Here is a 17329-nt window from a genome sequence, read left to right as displayed (position 1 = left end):
ACCCATGGGATTGTCTGGATGGCGCCTTTTTTCACTGATCTGTGCGGCGCTGATCGGCGGATACGCCCTGGCCGCCGCTTCTGGCATCTTTCTCGGTGGTGCGTTGCCTGCTTCACGCGGGCCCGCGGCACTGACCGGCACCATGGCCAGCTTTGCGGTTTATGCCGGTGCCATCATCTGGGTGTTTGCCATGCGTCGGCCTGCGCGAGCCTGGGCGAGTCTTATCCTGGCCAGCCTGGTGCTGGCCACCACCGGCTTGATGCTGAGAGGACATGGTCTGTGAGTAAACGTATCCCTCGCCCGGGAAAAGCGGCGGATAACGACGCTCCCAAAGGCGGTTTTCGACAATCCATGGCCTGGCTGCATACCTGGGCCGGGCTGACCCTGGGTTGGCTGTTGTTCCTGATGTTCCTCACTGGAACCGCAGGGTACTTTGATACCGAGATCGACCGCTGGATGCAGCCGGAGTTGCCCCGCGCACAGACGGACCTGGAAGCCACGGACACTGCCAGGGTCTTGTTGGCCCGGCTGGAAAAGGAGGCGCCCGAAGCAGAGCGCTGGTTCCTGCGGCTGCCAACCGGCCGCAACCAACCCTATCCAGAAGTCTTCTGGCAGGGCGCCTCCGTTGATGCCGGCGCCAGTGCAGCCAGCGACAGCCTGCAACTGAATGGTAAAACCGGCGAGACCTTCCAGGCACGGGACACCGGCGGCGGCCAGTTGCTTTATCAGATGCACTGGCGGCTGCATTACCTGTCCAGGACCCAGTCGGATGTCATCGTGGGTTTCGCAACGCTGTTCATGCTGGTGGCGTTGATCAGCGGTGTGATTATCCATAAGAAGATCTTCAAGGATTTCTTTACCTTCCGGCCAGGTAAAGGTCAGCGCTCCTGGCTGGACGCCCACAATGTGCTCAGCGTGCTCGCCCTGCCGTTTCATCTGATGATCACCTACTCGGGGCTGGTTTTCATGGCCTTCTCCTACATGCCGCTGGTGGTGGCAGCGCATTACGGCATTGACGGTGACGCCCGCAGCCAGTTCATCGCGGATGTCTTCGAGCCGCCCGGCCTGGTTGAAGCCGCCAATGAACCCGCTGCACTGGTGCCGCTCACTGGCCTTATCGCCAGAGCAGAACGCCAATGGGGTGACGGCCGGGTCCGCAGCATTGACATCCGTCACCCGGGGGATCGCAATGCCCGCATCATCCTGAGCGAAAACACCGAACAGTCGGTAGCCAGCAATGCCGGGCGACTGGTGTTCAACGGCGTCAACGGGGAACTATTGCATACAGTCCCGTCTGCGTCCTCAACGGCCAGGGGGGCGCGGGATCTGTTCATCGGCCTGCATGAAGGATTGTTTGCAGGGCCGGTATTGCGCGGGCTGTATTTCTTTTCCGGGTTGCTGGGGACCGGCATGATCGCCACCGGCCTGCTGCTGTGGGCAGTCAAGCGACGCCAACGCGCCGAAACGGCAGCGGGCTCGGAGAACCGGGGATTACGTCTGGTTGAGAAACTGAACGTGGGCACCATCGTCGGACTACCGATCGGGATTGCCGCCTATTTCTGGGCCAATCGGTTGCTGCCGGTTGGCATTGATGGCCGTGCGGACTGGGAAGTACACATTCTCTTTATCACATGGGCCACGATGTTGCTGTATGGAACGTTTCGACCAACCAACCGGGCCTGGATCGAAGCGCTTTCGCTGGCAGCCACCGCCTTCGCATTGCTTCCGTTGGTGAATGCATTGACCACGGATCGCCACCTCGGAGTCTCTCTGAGTCAGGGCGACCTGGTGATGGCCGGGTTTGATCTGGCGATGTTGGTCATCGGTGCGCTATGGGCGGTTATTGCCTGGCGTCTGATGCGCAAATGGTTCCCCGAATCCAGCGACCAAAGAACACCGCGGCATTGGTTCAAATCACAGGGCCTGGTGAGGTCAACCAAATGATGCCGTTAATGGCCTCCACTATTGCGTTCGCCGGCTTTCTCGCACTGTCACTGTCAATGAACCGGCACTATCGCCAGGTTTTCCATCGCTCGGTTCCCCGGAAGGCCAGCCTTTGGTTTCGCGCCCTGGGTTGGTCCGGGCTGGGGGCGGCGTTGACGATCTGCGTGGCCCATTCAGGCTGGGCCCTGGGCATACTGCTCTGGCTGGGGATATTGAGTGTTGCGGGCCTGATCAACGTTCTGTTGCTTGCCTATCGTTGAGTCATGCGAGGCGCATTTTCCGGACCAGTGGATTCACTCCCTCGTCCCGTATCGGCAACGATGGTGCGCCCCCATAAGCCACCCCACGCCCCGCCCGATGGTCGTAATTACCGAAACGTTCTGGCATACTGTCGCGCCTGTAGACGACAGGAATGCTTTCCCGCACCCCGTCACATCGCGAACGTGGCGGGATGCTACCGCTTAGAGGGGTGCGCCCCGAACAACCATCCGCACCCCGGGCCGCCGCGCTGCCCTTTCATCCCGGCAGCCGCGCGCCGCAACCGATTTGAAACATCTGAAAGTGAGGTCATCGTGAGTAAAACCTACACGGATCTGTGCCCGGCCCGGCTTGTTGAGCTGGCGCTGGAAAGGAATGAGGGCAAACTCGCCTCCAATGGCTCACTGGTGGTGACCACCGGCGAACGCACCGGTCGCTCCCCGGTGGACCGCTTCATTGTTGAAGAGCCCAGCACCGTTAACCAGATCGACTGGGGCAAGATCAATCACCCCTTCGACGCGGACCGATTCGATGCGCTCTGGGAGCGCGTGAAGACGTACATGGGTGAGCGCGAGCACTTCACCTCCCACGTGCACGTGGGCTCGGACCCGAACTACTACCTGCCGGTGAAGATGACCACCGAGACGGCCTGGCAGAACCTGTTCGGCCTCAACCTCTTCATCCGCCCGGATCAGTACAACCCCATCGATAACCCGGAATGGGAGATCCTGAACGCGGCGAACTTCGAGTGCGTGCCCGAGCGCGATGGCACCAACAGCAACGGCACCGTCATCATCAACTTCGCGCGCAAGCGCGTGCTGATCGCGGGCATGCACTACGCCGGCGAGATGAAGAAGGCCATGTTCTCGGTGCAGAACTTCCTGCTGCCGGACCATGACGTGCTGCCCATGCACTGCTCCGCCAACGTGGGCGATGACGGCGATGTCTGCCTGTTCTTCGGTCTTTCCGGTACCGGCAAGACCACCCTCTCCGCGGACCAGAGCCGTTACCTGATCGGCGACGACGAGCACGGCTGGGGCGAGGACACCGTCTTCAATCTCGAGGGCGGCTGCTACGCCAAGACCATCGACCTGACACGCAAGAACGAGCCCATCATCTGGGATGCCATCAAGTTCGGCGCCCTGGTCGAGAACGTGGTGGTGGATGAGGAGACCCGCGAGCCGGACTACACGGACACCTCCCTCACAGAGAACGGTCGCTGCGCCTACCCGCTGGACCATGTTGAGAAGCGGGTGGTGGAGAACCGTGCCGGCGAGCCCAAGCACATCATCTTTCTGACCTGCGACATGACTGGCGTGCTGCCGCCCGTGTCCATCCTCTCGCGCGAGTCTGCGGCCTACCACTTCCTGAGTGGTTACACCGCGCTGGTGGGCTCCACGGAGATGGGCTCCGGCGAGGGTCTGAAGTCGACCTTCTCCACCTGCTTCGGCGCCCCCTTCTTCCCACGCCCGGCCGGCGTCTACGCCGAGCTGCTGATGAAGCGGATGGATGCGTTCGACAGCAAGGTCTTCCTGGTGAACACCGGCTGGACCGGCGGCCCCTACGGCGTGGGCACCCGCTTCTCGATCCCGACCACGCGGGCCATCATCAACGGCATCCAGGACGGGGAGCTGGACGACGTCGAGACCGAACACCTGGAAGACCTGAACCTGGACGTGCCAACCTCGGTGCCCGGCGTTGAGACCAAGCTGCTCAACCCCCGCAACACCTGGGACGACCCGGCCGAGTACGATAAGAAGGCCCAGGAGCTGATCCGCCAGTTCGTGGAGAACTTCAGCAAGTTCGACGTGCCGGATTCGATCGTCAATGCCGGCCCGAAACTGCGGCAGTAACACCGCTCAGGCGCCCTGCGGGGCGCGTCCAGAAAAAGGCCCCGGTCGTGTCATCACGCCGGGGTCGTTCCGGTTCAGCTTTTCACTGGGATCCTTGGCCACCCCTGCGAACCGACTTTCCTGAATCCCAATACCCCCTACAGAACAGCCCCCATCACTGATCTTTACAAAAAGCACGCGCGACCCCAGACATCTCGGTTTATCATTATTCCTTTCGGCTACTTTTACCCTTATTTTTAGACGATAAAAGAATACCACTTTCTGGACCCAGTGCCGAAGTAACGACCACTGCGTTCAGAAAGTATGACGTTGCTTAAGATGGAGTTGTGAATGAGCTTGAAATTAAAAATGGCGTCGGCTTTCGCCGTCGTTATTGCGATCAATGCGATTGTTGCCGTATTGGTCATCTGGATCATGTCGATCGTTCGCGATGAGGCGGCTCAAGTGCCCCAGGAGGAATTACCTCTTTTGGCGGAATTTGACAGAGCAACCAGCTCCATCGAAACGTTGTATCTCCTGTCGCAGCAGTATCGCTACTCGGAGGATCCAAACTACAGGGAACGATTCCGGGAGGTGCAGGAAGACTGGCAGAAAGTTGCGGATAACATTCAGTCATCGTTCAAAAGATTGAACCATAGCGAACTTTTGGGTGATTTCGGGGAGGTGGTCAAAGCCGAAGAGAAGTTTGCCAGCACTTTCAAGCGTCTGGTGAAACTCAATTCGGATTCCCGGAAAGCTGTTGAGAATTTCGAGGCAATGGAAGATACCATCAACGGCCTGCTGGCCGATGCCCGCATTGGGGATTTTGCTAATGACGCTGATGAGCAGGCCCTTTCCACCCTGTTATCGCGCCAACTCAGCGTTGGTGCCCTGACTGCCGAGTATGGAAACGTTGCCGAAACGATCAGCTTCGCACTGATGGAAGGCAATGTGGAAGCGCTTAAATCAAGTTCGGAGACTCTTGAAAGGCTCCGTGACAGCATTGATGGACGAAAGCTTGGGATGTCCGCGCAAGAGCAGGAGACACTACAGGCGAACCTGCAGGGGATGAAGCAGAACGTGAATGAGCTTGCTGCGGTAACTGATGCACGGCAGGCCCTCAACGAAGAAATGGTGGCTTCATACCAACAGTTTATAGGCAAAATGAGTGACTTAGGCAAACGGGTTGAGTCCCGAGTCGCTGAAGATGCCACGGCAATCTATAACGACGCGCGGGCAGCAGGCCGTATTTCGGGGGCAGGGACACTTGCCGGTTTACTGGTCGCAGTGATCATGGGGATATGGATCACGCGAACGGTGATGCAGCAGTTGGGTCGTGATCCGGCTGAACTGAACGACTTGGCGAACCGTCAGGCCAAGGGTTATCTGGATGAAACGACCGGAGAAGACCGGGGCGTGGCAGGTGCCATGCAAACGGTTAGCCGCAAGCTGCGTGAAACCGTTGGAGTGGTCCAGGAAAGTGCGCAGGGCGTCGCCTCCATTGGGGATCAGCTGAGCACTTCTTCTCAGCAACTGCGAGAAGGAATGTCAAACCAAGCCGAGCGCGCTTCCATGATAGCCACCGCGTCCACACAGATGTCGCAAACAACAAACGAGATCGCCCAGAACGTAAATACGGTTGAGCAGAAAGCAGGAGAAACCCTGGAGGTGGCCCAGTCAGGCGGATCGAAAGTTCAGGAGTCCGCCCGGTCGACACAAGAGATACTCAGTCATGCGACGGAAGCGTCGGAGCAGGCCAATGCTCTGGAGGCAAAAGCCAAGGAGGTTCAGGGTGTGGTCGATATCATTTCCAACATTGCCGACCAGACGAATCTGTTGGCCCTGAATGCGGCCATTGAGGCGGCCAGAGCCGGTGAAACAGGACGAGGTTTTGCTGTCGTCGCCGATGAGGTGAGAAACCTTTCTGTAAGAAGTGCCGAATCAACTAAGCAGATCAATGACATTATCGGGGGCATGCAGGAAGGAGTCTCGAATGTAGTGGGGTCTATGACCCGAGTAACCTCCAGCGCTCAGGAAGGCCACGAGATTGCAAAGGATACGGCTACATCATTCGAGGGAATCGTAGACGCTATGCGGGGCTTGCAGGAGCATGTAGCCCAGAACGCGGCGGCCATTGATGAGATGTCGTCGACAGCCGAACAGATGTCCAGCGATATCGAATCAGTGTCGAATATTGCCACAGAGTCGTTGAAGTCAGCGTCCCATATAGAGGATGCCTCGAGTCAGTTGGTGAGAAACACTCAGATACTTTCGGACAGCGTCTCTTTTTTCAAGTTATGAAAAAAGAGCTCTCCAGTGTGTGAGTCTTGAGAGTTTGAGTGACTCTAGTGGCGCATTGAAGTAAAAACGCACGGAACGCAACCGAGGGGGTATCCCGCTCCAAAATCTTCAGAGGGCGTACACCAGAAGCGGCACAAAGGCCACCAGCACCAGCGCCGTGCCCATCACCACCATGGGCATCACGATACGCTCATGGCGTTGATAGAAGCTGCCCCCGCTGGCCTCCGTGCGCGCCAGGCGGACCTCCTCGTCGCCCACTACCTGTCGTGTAAGGAGGTGGTTGAGGGAGACGGGCGGCGTCAGGTAGCCCAGCTCGAACGCCACCAGCGTCACCATCCAGAAGTGTACCGGGTCGATGCCGCTCTGGTAGGCGAAGCTGGCCACGGTGGCGCTCACCAGGATGACAGCGCCGAAGGCATCCATGATCATGCCCAGCCCCACCAGCAACAGCACCATCAGGCCCATGGCCAGCCAGGGGCTCGCCACGCTCTCCGGGAACAGCTCCATGAGTTCCGCGCGCTCGATTACGCCGCCCAGGCTGATGGAGAGCCCGAACAGCAGCAGCAGTGCCCCGATCTCGATGGTGGTGTCACTCGTGGCGTGGCGCAGGCTGGGCTCGAAGCCGCTGTGGGCCTCACCACCGGCGGTTTGGGGCAGCTCACGGCCCCGGAAGCGGATGGCCTCAAACACCAGGATACTGATCAGCATCACCGGAAGGATCCGCGGCGCGGAGAATTCGTCCAGCCCCACGCCCAGCCCCCAGCTGTAGGCCAGGACCACCGCTGCCACCACCAGCGCATAGGGAATCAGCGGCCGCAGGGCCTGGAGCATCTCCGGGATGGCCTCACCCATTGGCGCCAGCTTCATCTCGCTCTGGCGGTTGAACAGCATGGTCACCAGGAAGAACAGCACGGCCGAGAGCGCGAAGACAATCGCCCCCCAGCTGAAGAGTTCATCCGTTGTGACCTCGCGGTTGAGCATGGCAATAACCACCACCAGCAGGCAGGGTCGCAGCACCACGCCCATGGAGCCGGACATGGCGGTGGCCGCCAGCGCCAGCTGCCGCCGGGCACCGGCGGCGCGCAGCTCGTGATAGATCACGGCGCCGGCGGCAATCACGAAGATACCGGAGGCCCCCGTATAGGCGGTCGGGATGGCGGCCACCACAACGGCCACGGTCGCCAGCAGTTCCGGCGGCATGCGCAGAGGTCGCAAAACGTCGAAAACCAGGGTCGCCACCCGGGTCTGCTTGAGCATCATGCCCGCCCAGACGTAGAGCGCTACGTTCACGAAGATCTCCGCGTGCTCCATGAGTGCGCCCAGGTACACACCAATGCCCTGCATATAGCCGAAGCTCAGGAAATAGGCCCCGGAGATAAAGCACATCACCGAATACAGCGGAATGGTGGCCAGAGCCTGCAGGATGCCCCCACCGGTGCGCAGGTCCGCCGGCTCACGCAGCAGTCGGTAAATGCTGACAGCGCTCAGCACGGCAAAACACAGCACCCAGAGCAGGTTCAGCATGTCCCGGCCCGCCGGCACCACATCCATGGCCTGGTGCACGTGGTTGCGGTAGATCCAGCTGGAGGCCAGCAGCATCATGTTGGCGATGGTCTGGGCGCTGTAGGAGACCCGGTAGTCCGTACGGGTCTCGATGCCCCGGATGGCGATCTGGTGCCGCCCCAGGGTGGCCGTGGCCGCGCAGATGGTCACCAGCAGGATCAGCAGCGGGCGCTGCCAGTTGAGCCCGACTGCCGTCAGCTCCGCCAGGCCCTGCTCCATGCTCCGGTAGACGCGCACCGGGGTGGTGATCCGCTCCTTTGTCGCCTGGTACTGGAGATGGCTGGCTTCGCAGGCGCGCTGGGCAGCGATCACGGAACGGCGTATGGCCTCACGGTCCACCTCGGATTCCCCGAGCAGGCCCGCGATCTCGTCGTCCATCTTGCGTTCCGCCACCCGGTCCACTTCGGACTCGATGTCCACCATGGGGTTGCAGTCCGGGCGCTCCGGGTCCTCCCGAAGCTGGTAGTAGCCGGACCAGAAGTGTTCCCCGAGCTGGAGCGCCTTGTTATGGAAGTCCGTGGTCGTGGCGAGGAACACGAACAGCAGCAGAATCAGGCAGGCCGGCAGCGAAGAGAGCCATTCGGTGCCGGTACGGCGTGGCAGACCCATACAACAACCCTGGTCAGTTGGTGGCTTCAGCCCTCAGAACGGGCGCATTCGGCCCGCGAGGGATCCACCCGGCAGCGGATGCCGCGCATCAGCTTCAGGGCCGTCTCGTCGAACTCGCCTTCCGCGCGCAGCTGCTGGCGCACCTCGCGCAGCATGGCGTTGTACTCCTGGCGTTCCTGCTCGGTCGGGCGCATCCAGTACTTTTCCTTCACCTTGGACTCGGCGTCCTCGATGATCCCGTAGGCCTGGTCCACACGGCTGAAGGCATAGTCGCGCACCTGGTTCACGTATTCCTCAGGGAAGCGGTCGCGCCGTACGATGATCTGGAAGTTCATCTGCGCCAGGGTGTAGTCGAGGATGGCCCCGTTCTCGCCCAGGCCCTTGTAGAGCTCCAGCGGTTCATAGGCCACGGCCGGGGCGTAGGCGGCATCCACACTGCCGTTATTGAAGCGCCCGGAGAAGTTCGAGGTACTGGAGCCGACCACCGAGGCCCCCACGTGCCGGACCATGGTGATGGAGGCCTTGTCGTGATCCAGAGTGGCGATGCGCTTGCCCTGGAGGTCCTCGACGGTGTCGATGGAACGGTCATCCAGGAACAGGTAGACCGCGCCCGCCGGCAGCACGCCCACCACTTCGTACTTTTCGGTCTGGAGATACTGGCGGGCGTTGTCCTGGCTGAGCACCTGCATCAGCATGCGCATCTCCTCCTCGCCGGGAATGGCGCCCATGGCCTCCAGCGAGCCGGTGAAGCGGTTGAAGTCCCGGGCCATGGTGCCGGTCAGCAGCACGGAATCGCACTGGCCGTTGCGGAATTCCTCGGCGGCGATCTTCTCACTGGTGTAGGCGCGCATATCCAGCTCCACGCCGCGCTCCAGCGCCATGGGACGGGCGGACTGCATCAGCTCGAACAGCGGGCCGTTAGCCCCCACGGGATCGAACACGCAGAAGCTGCGCTTGATCACCTCCTCTTCCTGGGCCGTGGCGTTGACGGCGACTCCAAGGGTCAGGGCGGCCAGCGCACTCATCAGTGTGCGTTTCAGGGTCTTCATAGCCATTCCTCCGGCGCCCGTTACATCAGTTCATTCAGGTCAATGGTTTCGGATTCGGGTTCCGGGTCATCCCAGAACTCGCCCAGCCGGCCGGTGGGGGTCCGATGGCCGGTGGCCCGCGTCCACATCCGGTCCGAGATGGCACGAATGTGCTGCGTGGCGGTCTCATCGAGCATGACCCAGTCCTTGGCGGCGGGCTTGTTCTCGATGGCGCGGGCATGGCGGCGGATCACATCACGCACCATTGCCTCGTCATCCGCGTTCAGGGCGGCCACGGCGTGGAAGACGTGGGCAAGCCGCACCCCGGCCTTTTCACCCATGCGGCTGGCCGCTTCCAGGCGCTTGAAGGGCTGGACATCCTCGGGCGCTGCGGAAGGAAGCATCGCCCAGACCGCAGCCTGCATGGCATGGGGTGTGCCCCACCAGCGCTCGTTGTCCAGGCATTCGGTTCCACGAGCCACACGGGAGCCGATATTGTTGGGCACGCCGATCTGCTCGCCGGCTTTCACCTGGGTACTCATGGCCTGGAGCCCGGAAACCAGCCCGGCCAGGTACATGAACTGGTCGGTCTCCGTTTCGAGCCAGCCGGTGGGACATTCGCCATTGCCAACGTCACCGTAGTAGGCGTTCATGCGTTTCCAGGCGGCGTGGAAGCGCTCGGCGGCGATCCGATACTGGCGCTGGGCGGCAAAACGGGCATCGCGCGCGGCATCGGTCCGCCGGTTGCGCATGTGCTGTTCGTACTCGAGATCAAGCTCACGCGCCCGGCTCTCGGCACAACCGGCGGCGGAAAGGTGCATCATGATGCCGAGCTGGTTGGGTTCGTCCGTCACCCGCCCGAACGACATCATCAGGGGTGTGTTGGACTCGCTCATGGCGCAGGACATGCCGATATCGGACTGCTGCAGCACGTAGGGGGTGGTGTGCTCCTTGGCCAGGCCCTGCATCACGCTGCCGCTGGTGGCGTACATGTGATGGCGGATCATGGAGCAGCCGCCGAGCATGGCCATCAGTGCCAGCAGCATAATGGCCCGCCCCCAGAACCGTGGCCGGGCCACGGAGGAGAGGATTGCGGTCATGGTTGGTCCTCAACCTTTCTTGTGGTTGTTGTTCAGTTGTGTGCAGCGAATCCTCGCCGCGCCGTCAAAGCCTGTCAAATCCAGGGCGGCATTATGCGCAACCCTTCGCCCAATTTGTGAGATCAGTACCACAAAGCCCGGTATGCGGCTGCCTGGCGGAGGAAGCAATTTCATTACAGGGTTTGACAGCGGAGTCTGGTGGGCTATATCTGAACGGTGTCGACCGCGACCATCAAAAGGAGAACCAGCTATGCGCAAACCGGAACTGGCAGCAGCCGTTGCCGAGGAAACGGGCCTCTCAAAGAGTAAGGCCCAGGAAGTCCTGAATGCCTTCACGGATCAGATCAGTGCGGCACTGGCGAAGAACGAAGGCGTGACTCTGCCGGGCTTCGGCAGCTTCAACGTGCGTGAGCGCAGCGCACGCACCGGGCGCAACCCGCAGACGGGCGCCTCCATCCAGATTCCGGCGAGCAAGTCGGTGGGCTTCAAGGCGGGCAAGCCTCTGCGCGAGGCCATCAAGTAAGATCCGGACCCCGGGGTCTCACCCGGGGTTCTCCTCCTTCCCCGCCTCAAGCCGTGCCAGCCGCCGCTCAATGGAAGTCAGCTCCGTCTGCATCGCGGCCTGGCGATCCAGTGCATCCCCGGTATTACGGGCAATCCGCCACAGCAGCCAGACGATAACGGCAAGCAGCAGTGTCGCGATCCAGCTCATGATCCGTCTCCTTTGTGCTCGTGCCGGATGCGCCCATCCACCGCCGTCAGCATGACCACGCCGGGCAGTTCCCGTTCCATGACCGGCAGGTGTGGGCCCGCGGAATACAGACTCCGGGCGGCCGGCATCCAGTGCTGTTCCGGCGCCACCAGGGTGAGATCCGCAACGCGGTCCTCGGCAATGGTCGGCGCCTCCAGGCCCAGAACCCGCGCCGGCCCGCAGGTGAGCGCCCGCAGCAGAGCCCTGCGGGAGAGTTCCCCGGCGGCGACCCGCTCCAGCCCCAGCGAGAGCGTGGACTCCACCGTTGAGAGCCCGGGCTGGGTCTCCGGGAAGGGCGCCAGCTTGGCGGCTTTGTCCGAAGGCCGGTGCTGGCTGACGATGGCGTCAATCACGCCACTTTCCACGCCCTCGAGCAGGGCACGCCGGTCCGCTTCCGTGCGCAGCGGCGGACGGCTGTGGAAGGTGCCGTTGTAGCCCTCAATAGCCGCCTCCGTTGCCTCCAGATGGGCGATACCCACCTCGGCAGTAACATTGTGCCCGGCTTCCTTGGCGGCACGGACCAGGGTGACCGAGCGGGCACAGCTGAGCGGCCCGATATGAAGGTTCGCCCCGGTCTCCTCCGCCAGCATCAGCAGTTCGTTCACAGCGGTGGTCTCCGCCACTTCGGGGATCCCAGGCAGGCCAAGGCGGGCGGCCACGAGGCCGTCATGGGCACAGCCATCCGAGGCCAGCGAGGCGTTCTCCGGCTGCAGGAAGAGCCGGACGCCAAAGGTATGGGCATAGGCCATGCAGCGGCGCAGTACCCTTGAGCTGGCGGTGGTGTGGCCGCCATTGCCCAGCGCCACGCAGCCGGCACGGGTCAACCCGGCCATATCGCTCAGGCGTTCGCCTTCCAGGCCCCGGGTCAGCGCCCCCACCGGCAGCACCCGCGTATGGCCGTTGCGCTCGGCGACATCCAGGATCAGATGGGTTACGGCGCCGGAATCATTGATCGGGCTGGTATCCGGCGTGGTGCAGACGGTGGTGAAGCCGCCACGGGCGGCGGCCCGGGTTTCACTCTCGATGCTGCCACCGCGGTCACTGCCCGGCTCCGGAAGATGGCAGTTGAGGTCAATAAGCCCGGGCAGCAGCCACTGGCCGGCCCCATCCACCTCACGTTCCACCCGTTCGCCCGAAAAATCCGCCCCGAGTGCGGCGATGCGGCCATCGACCACCAGTACTGAGGTGGGGTTTGCCGATGGTTCACCATCAATGACGGGATGAATGTTGTCGACACGCCACTTCACGATGAAGCCACTCCCTCGCTGGTTCCCGACTGGCGCTCATTGAGCTGGCCACCCATGGCCATGGACATGACGGCCATGCGCACGGCGATGCCATTGGTCACCTGCCCCAGGATCACGGACTGGGGCCCGTCCGCCACGGCAGACTCAATCTCCACGCCCCGGTTGATCGGCCCCGGATGCATCACCAGCGCCCCCGGGTTGGCATAGGCCAGCTTCTCACGGGTCAGGCCGTACATGCGGTAGAACTCGCTCTCGCTCGGCAGCAGGGCGCCTTCCATGCGCTCGTGCTGGAGCCGCAGCATGATGATCACATCCACATTGCGCAGCCCCTCCTCCATGCGATGGAAGACCCGGGCGCCCAGTGCTTCGGGCTCATGGGGCAGCAGCGTATCCGGCGCGATCAGCCGCACCTCGTCCACGCCCAGGGTGTTCAGTGCCCGGATCTGGGAGCGCGCCACCCGCGAGTGCTGGACGTCACCGACGATGGCCACCCGCAGGCCACTGAAGGTCTTCATGTGCTGGCGGATGGTCAGCATGTCGAGCATGGCCTGGGTGGGGTGTTCATGGCGGCCGTCACCAGCGTTGATGATGGCCACGTCCGGCGTGACGGACTGGGCCACGAAGTGCGGCGCCCCGCTCTGGGAGTGGCGCATCACGAACATGTCGCTGGCCATGGCGCGCAGGTTGAGCAGGGTGTCCGAGAGGGATTCGCCCTTGGAGGTGGCGGAGGTGCCGATGTCCAGGTTGAGCACGTCCGCCGAGAGGCGCTTGGCGGCCAGTTCAAAGGTGCTGCGGGTGCGGGTGCTGGGCTCAAAGAACAGGTTCACGACGGTGCGCCCGCGCAGCAGCGGCACCTTCTTGATGGTGCGCTCGCCCACCTCGATAAAGGAGTCGGCGGTGTCCAGGATGCGGGTGAGCAGGGGCTCGTCCAGCCCCTCGATGGCCAGGAAGTGGCGCAGTTCACCGTCGGCGGTCAGCTGCAGGCGGCGGCTGCTGTCAGGCATCGGGCACCTCCTCCACCGTCAGTTCCAGTGGCTCCGGCCCCCTCAGCTTGATGCGCTGGCGCGCTCCCAGGCTCTGGTGGGTGCCGGTCACGTCCGGCTGTATCGGCAGCTCGCGCCGGCCCAGATCCACCAGCGCCGCCAGGGTTATGGACTCGGGCCGGCCGTAATCGAAAAGCTCGTTCATCGCCGCACGGATGGTGCGCCCGCTCATGATGACGTCGTCCACCAGCAGCAGGTGCTGGCCCTCGGTCTCGAACGGCAGCCGCGAGGGGCTGACCCGGGGATGGAGCCCGATACGGCTGAAGTCGTCCCGGTAGAAGGTGATGTCCAGTTCGCCGCACTCGGTTTCAATGCCGAGGCGGCGGCGCAGTGCCTGCGCGACCCAGACACCCCCGGTGCGAATGCCCACGGGGCACAGGCTGGAAAGACCCCGCGCACTGATGTGCGCGCGCAGGTCGTCGGTCATCCGGTCCAGAAGCTGTTCAATATCCTGCACGGAGGCTCCTGTAGTCAGTCACTGGCCGAGGCGCACCAGGTCTCGAGGATCAGCTCCGCCGCGCGCCGGTCCACGCCTTCATCCGCGTGATCCGGCACCCGACCCTGTGCCAGCGATTCCTGCTTGGCCTCATGGGTGGTCAGGCGTTCATCCACCATGGTTGCGGGGCGATGATAGCGCCCTTCGAGCCGTCGTGCGAACTTGCGCGCCAGATGGCAGAGCCAGGTCTCGGTACCGTCCATATTCAGGGGCAGCCCCACCAGGAACAGGTCCGGCTGCCAGGTCTCGACCAGCTCGGCCACCTGGTTCCAGTCCGGGATCCCGTCCCGCGCCTTCAGCCGCGCCTTGCCGGAGCCATGCCCGAGCATCTCCTGCCCCACCGCCACACCGATCCACTTCTCACCGAAGTCGAAGGCCATCAGGCTGCGACTCTCAGGCATGCCCCACACCCCCGGTGAGGTGCCCCGGGCTCACGCCCAGTTTCTCCAGGGCGGCATTGAGGCGCTGGGCCGGCTCACGCTCGAACAGGATGGTTTCGTCCGCCGGGCAGGTAAGCCAAGCGTCTCCGGCCAGCTCTTCCTCCAGCTGCCCCGGCGACCAGCCGGCATACCCCAGCAGCATCAGGAAGTCCGCCGGGCCTTCGCCCACGGCGATGGCACTGAGAATGTCCCGGGAGGTGGACAGCGCCAGGGTGTCGGTCAGTGCCAGCGAACTCTGCCAGTGGCCCACCGGCCGGTGCAGGACAAAGCCGCGTTCGGGCTGGACCGGCCCACCCTGGTAGACGGGGGCATGGGGAGGCTCGCCCTCCATCGACAGCTGCGAGAGAAGATCCCCCAGGTCGAGATCCAGGGGGTGGTTGATGGTCAGGCCCATGGCGCCCTCATCACTGTGCTCACAGATGTAGGTGAGCGTCCCCTCGAAGCGTGGATCCGCCAGATAAGGGGTAGCGATGAGAAACTGGTTGGTCAAGAATGCCGGCTGCGTGCTCATGGCCGCAGTATTCCTTGCCTGCGGCGTGCGTACAAGAGGGGTTATCCCCTATCCGGGGCGCTGCCGCTGAGACCACGGGGCTGGAACGACCAGGTACGAATGATCTCAAGCACATCCTGCTCCTTGGCCATCCGTCCACTGAAGGCCTCGAACGGGCTTGCCTGGCGCACGATGCGCCGGGCTGCATCGTCCAGGACCGCGTATCCCGAGGACTGCAGGACCTCCAGCTCGCGCAGGCTGCCGTCTTTGTTAATGGCAACCAGCATCCGGACCTCACCATGCAGGCCCCGCCGGCGCGCCTCCTCGGGATAGTTGAGGTTGCCCGTGCGCTCAATGGTCTGCTGCCAGTTGCGGACATAGGCGGCACCGGCATCCTGCATGGTGGACACGGAGGTTACCCGGTTCACCCTGGGGCGTTTGGCGTACTGGTTCTGCTGCTGGCTGAGACGGGCCTCCAGGCTGGCGATGTCCCGGCTGCGTTCCCTGAGAGTCTCATGGGGGTTATCCCGTTCCGGGGCCTCCCGGTCCTCCTCGCTGTCCTCCGGCACCTCGCGGGAGGATTCGGCTTCCGTGGTGACACGGTTGGTGGTACCCCCGCTTTCTGGTCGGGGCTCAGGCCGGGGCGGCGTGGCCTGCTGCGTCTCGGAGGCGGAAAGCGGGGCCGGCTCGGTGGTGGTCATCTCCTGGACCGATTCGGCCTCGCCACTGCCCTTCTGATCCGCCTCGGCGAGAAAGTCCGCGTCCTCCGGAGCCTCGGCGCTCGGCTGTGTCGCCAGGGTGACGTCCATGCTGGGATCCGTGGTACTCGGGTCTTCGGGCGCAAACCCCACGCCGAGGATCAGCACCCCGTGGAACACCAGGGCGGCGAACAGGGTCAGCCCCAGGCGGTCCGCGTGCGTTACCTCGGCCACGACTGCCCTCCTCAGAGCCCGCGCTGGGCATCCAGGCGGGTGGCGATGGCGTCCATCAGGCGCCCGCCGATGTCATCGTCAAAGGCCTGATCAAGCTCGCGCACACAGGTGGGGCTGGTCACATTCACTTCCGTCAGGTAGTCGCCAATCACGTCAATGCCCACGAACAGCAGTCCACGCGCCTTCAGGGCCGGGCCCACCTGCTGGCAGATCCAGCGGTCCCGGTCAGTGAGTTCGCGGCCTTCGCCGCGCCCGCCGGCGGCCAGATTGCCCCGGCTCTCGCCCGCCCCCGGGATACGCGCAAGAGAGTATGGCAGAGGTCCGCCGTCAATCATCAGGATGCGTTTGTCGCCGTCGCGGATCTCGGGCAGGTAACGCTGGGCCATGGCGGTGCGTGTGCCCTCCTCCGTCAGGGTCTCGAGGATGACGCTCAGGTTCTCGTCGTCCGGGCGCACCCGGAAGATGGACTTGCCGCCCATGCCGTTCATGGGCTTCATGATGACGTCGCCGTGCTCCCGGTGGAATTCGCGCAGCCGCTGCGGGTCCTGGCTAACCACCAGCGGCGGGATGCACTGGGGGAAGCGCGTTGCGAAGAGTTTTTCGTTGCAATCCCGTAATGTATGCGGCGGATTGAGCACCAACGCGCCCTGGCCTTCCGCCATCTCGAGGATCCAGGTGGCCATGGTGAAGGCATCGTCCACCGGCGGGTCCTTGCGCATCAGGATGACATCCAGCTCGCCCAGATCCTGGTCCCGGGTGTCGCCGAATTCATGCCAGTGCTGCGGGTCGTCGAACACCTCCAGACCGCGCGTCCGCGCCCGTGCCCGGCCATCGCGCACATAGAGATCGTCCAGCTCCATATAGCGCAGAGCCCAGCCACGGCGCCTGGCCGCCAGCAGCAGCGCCAGCGTGGTGTCTTTCTTGAAACTGATCCGTTCGATCGGATCCATGACCACACCCAGGGTCACACTCATCAGGGGGCCTCCCGGAGACGGATTAACGAACTGGCAATGTGCCGGAAATGCGTGCCAGAGAATACCTGCTATGCTGGAAAAAGGGCAGCCGTTCTGCAAGCGGGTTTTACAGGCTGCTGCATAGCGCCCATACAGTGAGACTGATCACAATCAGTGACACGGCACTGGTGGAGGCCGGGCCCAGGGTTCGCTATAACAGTAGGGCAATATAGAACACGCACGGGATCTATGTTAAAACGGCGCCTCATTGCTGAAGCACGGGCACGGAACGCCATCCGGGGCGCCGACGACAATAACGATCTCTATCTCCAGCGCAGGGCT

17 protein-coding genes are annotated in these 17329 nt (G+C 63.0%); 6 read left to right on the top strand and 11 right to left on the bottom strand.

Annotation, left to right across the window (positions count from 1 at the left end; genetic code table 11):
* The first annotated feature begins 4 nt into the window (after positions 1-4).
* From H4I92_RS07430 to H4I92_RS07410, 5 genes are all read left to right on the top strand, one after another.
* Positions 5-283, top strand: coding sequence for a hypothetical protein (locus H4I92_RS07430; protein WP_077530006.1), 279 nt, complete (start codon positions 5-7; stop codon positions 281-283).
* A complete protein-coding gene (locus H4I92_RS07425; RefSeq protein WP_218668169.1) occupies positions 280-1944 on the top strand; it encodes a PepSY-associated TM helix domain-containing protein in 1665 nt (554 codons plus the stop codon). Before H4I92_RS07430 ends, H4I92_RS07425 begins: the two co-directional genes overlap by 4 nt.
* Before the next feature lie 8 nt (positions 1945-1952).
* Positions 1953-2204 carry a DUF3325 domain-containing protein gene (locus tag H4I92_RS07420; RefSeq protein WP_179105648.1) on the top strand — a complete coding sequence of 84 codons (252 nt, stop codon included), beginning with the start codon at positions 1953-1955 and terminating at the stop codon, positions 2202-2204.
* Between the two features lie 312 nt (positions 2205-2516).
* A complete protein-coding gene (locus H4I92_RS07415) occupies positions 2517-4055 on the top strand; it encodes a phosphoenolpyruvate carboxykinase (protein WP_077530003.1) in 1539 nt (512 codons plus the stop codon).
* Positions 4056-4385: 330 nt separating this feature from the next.
* On the top strand, positions 4386-6335 hold the full coding sequence (locus H4I92_RS07410) for a methyl-accepting chemotaxis protein (RefSeq protein WP_077530002.1): 1950 nt from the start codon (positions 4386-4388) through the stop codon (positions 6333-6335).
* A gap of 108 nt (positions 6336-6443) precedes the next feature.
* Here H4I92_RS07410 and H4I92_RS07405 read toward each other — a convergent pair whose 3' ends face one another.
* Genes H4I92_RS07405 through H4I92_RS07395 form a run of 3 tightly spaced genes read right to left on the bottom strand, consistent with a single transcriptional unit; the run spans position 6444 to position 10635 of the window.
* Entirely contained in the window at positions 6444-8507 is a 2064-nt protein-coding gene (locus H4I92_RS07405) for a TRAP transporter large permease subunit (protein ID WP_077530001.1), read from the bottom strand.
* 26 nt (positions 8508-8533) lie between these two features.
* Complete coding sequence (locus tag H4I92_RS07400) at positions 8534-9556, bottom strand: putative solute-binding protein (RefSeq protein WP_077530000.1); 1023 nt, start codon at positions 9554-9556, stop codon at positions 8534-8536.
* Between the two features lie 20 nt (positions 9557-9576).
* Positions 9577-10635 (bottom strand): hypothetical protein, encoded by a 1059-nt coding sequence (locus H4I92_RS07395; RefSeq protein ID WP_077529999.1) that lies wholly within the window; start codon positions 10633-10635, stop codon positions 9577-9579.
* 250 nt (positions 10636-10885) lie between these two features.
* Between H4I92_RS07395 and H4I92_RS07390 the strand changes: the two genes are divergently transcribed.
* A complete protein-coding gene (locus H4I92_RS07390; RefSeq protein WP_077529998.1) occupies positions 10886-11158 on the top strand; it encodes an HU family DNA-binding protein in 273 nt (90 codons plus the stop codon).
* Between the two features lie 18 nt (positions 11159-11176).
* Here the strand turns inward: H4I92_RS07390 and H4I92_RS07385 are convergent, their stop codons facing one another.
* The 8 genes from H4I92_RS07385 to gshB are packed head-to-tail and all read right to left on the bottom strand — an operon-like array spanning position 11177 to position 17008.
* Complete coding sequence (locus H4I92_RS07385; protein WP_179105647.1) at positions 11177-11347, bottom strand: hypothetical protein; 171 nt, start codon at positions 11345-11347, stop codon at positions 11177-11179.
* Positions 11344-12633, bottom strand: a complete 1290-nt coding sequence (locus H4I92_RS07380; protein WP_218668166.1) for a dihydroorotase — start codon at positions 12631-12633, stop codon at positions 11344-11346. Before H4I92_RS07380 ends, H4I92_RS07385 begins: the two co-directional genes overlap by 4 nt.
* Positions 12630-13637, bottom strand: coding sequence for an aspartate carbamoyltransferase catalytic subunit (locus tag H4I92_RS07375; protein ID WP_077529996.1), 1008 nt, complete (start codon positions 13635-13637; stop codon positions 12630-12632). Before H4I92_RS07375 ends, H4I92_RS07380 begins: the two co-directional genes overlap by 4 nt.
* Complete coding sequence (gene pyrR, locus H4I92_RS07370; RefSeq protein ID WP_281247513.1) at positions 13630-14133, bottom strand: bifunctional pyr operon transcriptional regulator/uracil phosphoribosyltransferase PyrR; 504 nt, start codon at positions 14131-14133, stop codon at positions 13630-13632. Before pyrR ends, H4I92_RS07375 begins: the two co-directional genes overlap by 8 nt.
* 14 nt (positions 14134-14147) lie before the next feature.
* Positions 14148-14573 carry a Holliday junction resolvase RuvX gene (gene ruvX / locus H4I92_RS07365; protein ID WP_077529995.1) on the bottom strand — a complete coding sequence of 142 codons (426 nt, stop codon included), beginning with the start codon at positions 14571-14573 and terminating at the stop codon, positions 14148-14150.
* Positions 14566-15123 (bottom strand): YqgE/AlgH family protein, encoded by a 558-nt coding sequence (locus H4I92_RS07360; RefSeq protein ID WP_179105646.1) that lies wholly within the window; start codon positions 15121-15123, stop codon positions 14566-14568. Before H4I92_RS07360 ends, ruvX begins: the two co-directional genes overlap by 8 nt.
* A 41-nt stretch (positions 15124-15164) precedes the next feature.
* Positions 15165-16034: an energy transducer TonB gene (locus H4I92_RS17055; protein WP_077529994.1), complete on the bottom strand. Its 870-nt coding sequence runs from the start codon at positions 16032-16034 to the stop codon at positions 15165-15167.
* Positions 16035-16045: 11 nt separating this feature from the next.
* The gene (gshB, locus tag H4I92_RS07350) at positions 16046-17008 is read right to left on the bottom strand and encodes a glutathione synthase (RefSeq protein WP_077529993.1); all 963 of its coding nucleotides are present in this window, start codon (positions 17006-17008) and stop codon (positions 16046-16048) included.
* Between the last annotated feature and the right edge of the window lie 321 nt (positions 17009-17329).

The sequence above is a fragment of the Vreelandella halophila genome (genome assembly GCF_019903425.1).
GTDB lineage: Bacteria > Pseudomonadota > Gammaproteobacteria > Pseudomonadales > Oleiphilaceae > Halospina > Halospina halophila.
This window is presented reverse-complemented; position numbering and strand designations above follow the sequence as displayed.

What these genes read in the sequence shown, in the direction of transcription:
- H4I92_RS07420 (WP_179105648.1), top strand. Translation starts at nt 1,953, where the DNA reads ATGGCCTCCACTATTGCGTTCGCCGGCTTTCTCGCACTGTCACTGTCA.
- H4I92_RS07430 (WP_077530006.1), top strand. Translation starts at nt 5, where the DNA reads ATGGGATTGTCTGGATGGCGCCTTTTTTCACTGATCTGTGCGGCGCTG.
- H4I92_RS07405 (WP_077530001.1), bottom strand. Translation starts at nt 8,507, where the DNA reads ATGGGTCTGCCACGCCGTACCGGCACCGAATGGCTCTCTTCGCTGCCG.
- H4I92_RS07385 (WP_179105647.1), bottom strand. Translation starts at nt 11,347, where the DNA reads ATGAGCTGGATCGCGACACTGCTGCTTGCCGTTATCGTCTGGCTGCTG.
- H4I92_RS07395 (WP_077529999.1), bottom strand. Translation starts at nt 10,635, where the DNA reads ATGACCGCAATCCTCTCCTCCGTGGCCCGGCCACGGTTCTGGGGGCGG.
- ruvX (WP_077529995.1), bottom strand. Translation starts at nt 14,573, where the DNA reads ATGCCTGAGAGTCGCAGCCTGATGGCCTTCGACTTCGGTGAGAAGTGG.
- H4I92_RS07375 (WP_077529996.1), bottom strand. Translation starts at nt 13,637, where the DNA reads ATGCCTGACAGCAGCCGCCGCCTGCAGCTGACCGCCGACGGTGAACTG.
- gshB (WP_077529993.1), bottom strand. Translation starts at nt 17,008, where the DNA reads ATGAGTGTGACCCTGGGTGTGGTCATGGATCCGATCGAACGGATCAGT.
- H4I92_RS07360 (WP_179105646.1), bottom strand. Translation starts at nt 15,123, where the DNA reads ATGAGCACGCAGCCGGCATTCTTGACCAACCAGTTTCTCATCGCTACC.
- H4I92_RS07400 (WP_077530000.1), bottom strand. Translation starts at nt 9,556, where the DNA reads ATGAAGACCCTGAAACGCACACTGATGAGTGCGCTGGCCGCCCTGACC.
- H4I92_RS07390 (WP_077529998.1), top strand. Translation starts at nt 10,886, where the DNA reads ATGCGCAAACCGGAACTGGCAGCAGCCGTTGCCGAGGAAACGGGCCTC.
- H4I92_RS07410 (WP_077530002.1), top strand. Translation starts at nt 4,386, where the DNA reads ATGAGCTTGAAATTAAAAATGGCGTCGGCTTTCGCCGTCGTTATTGCG.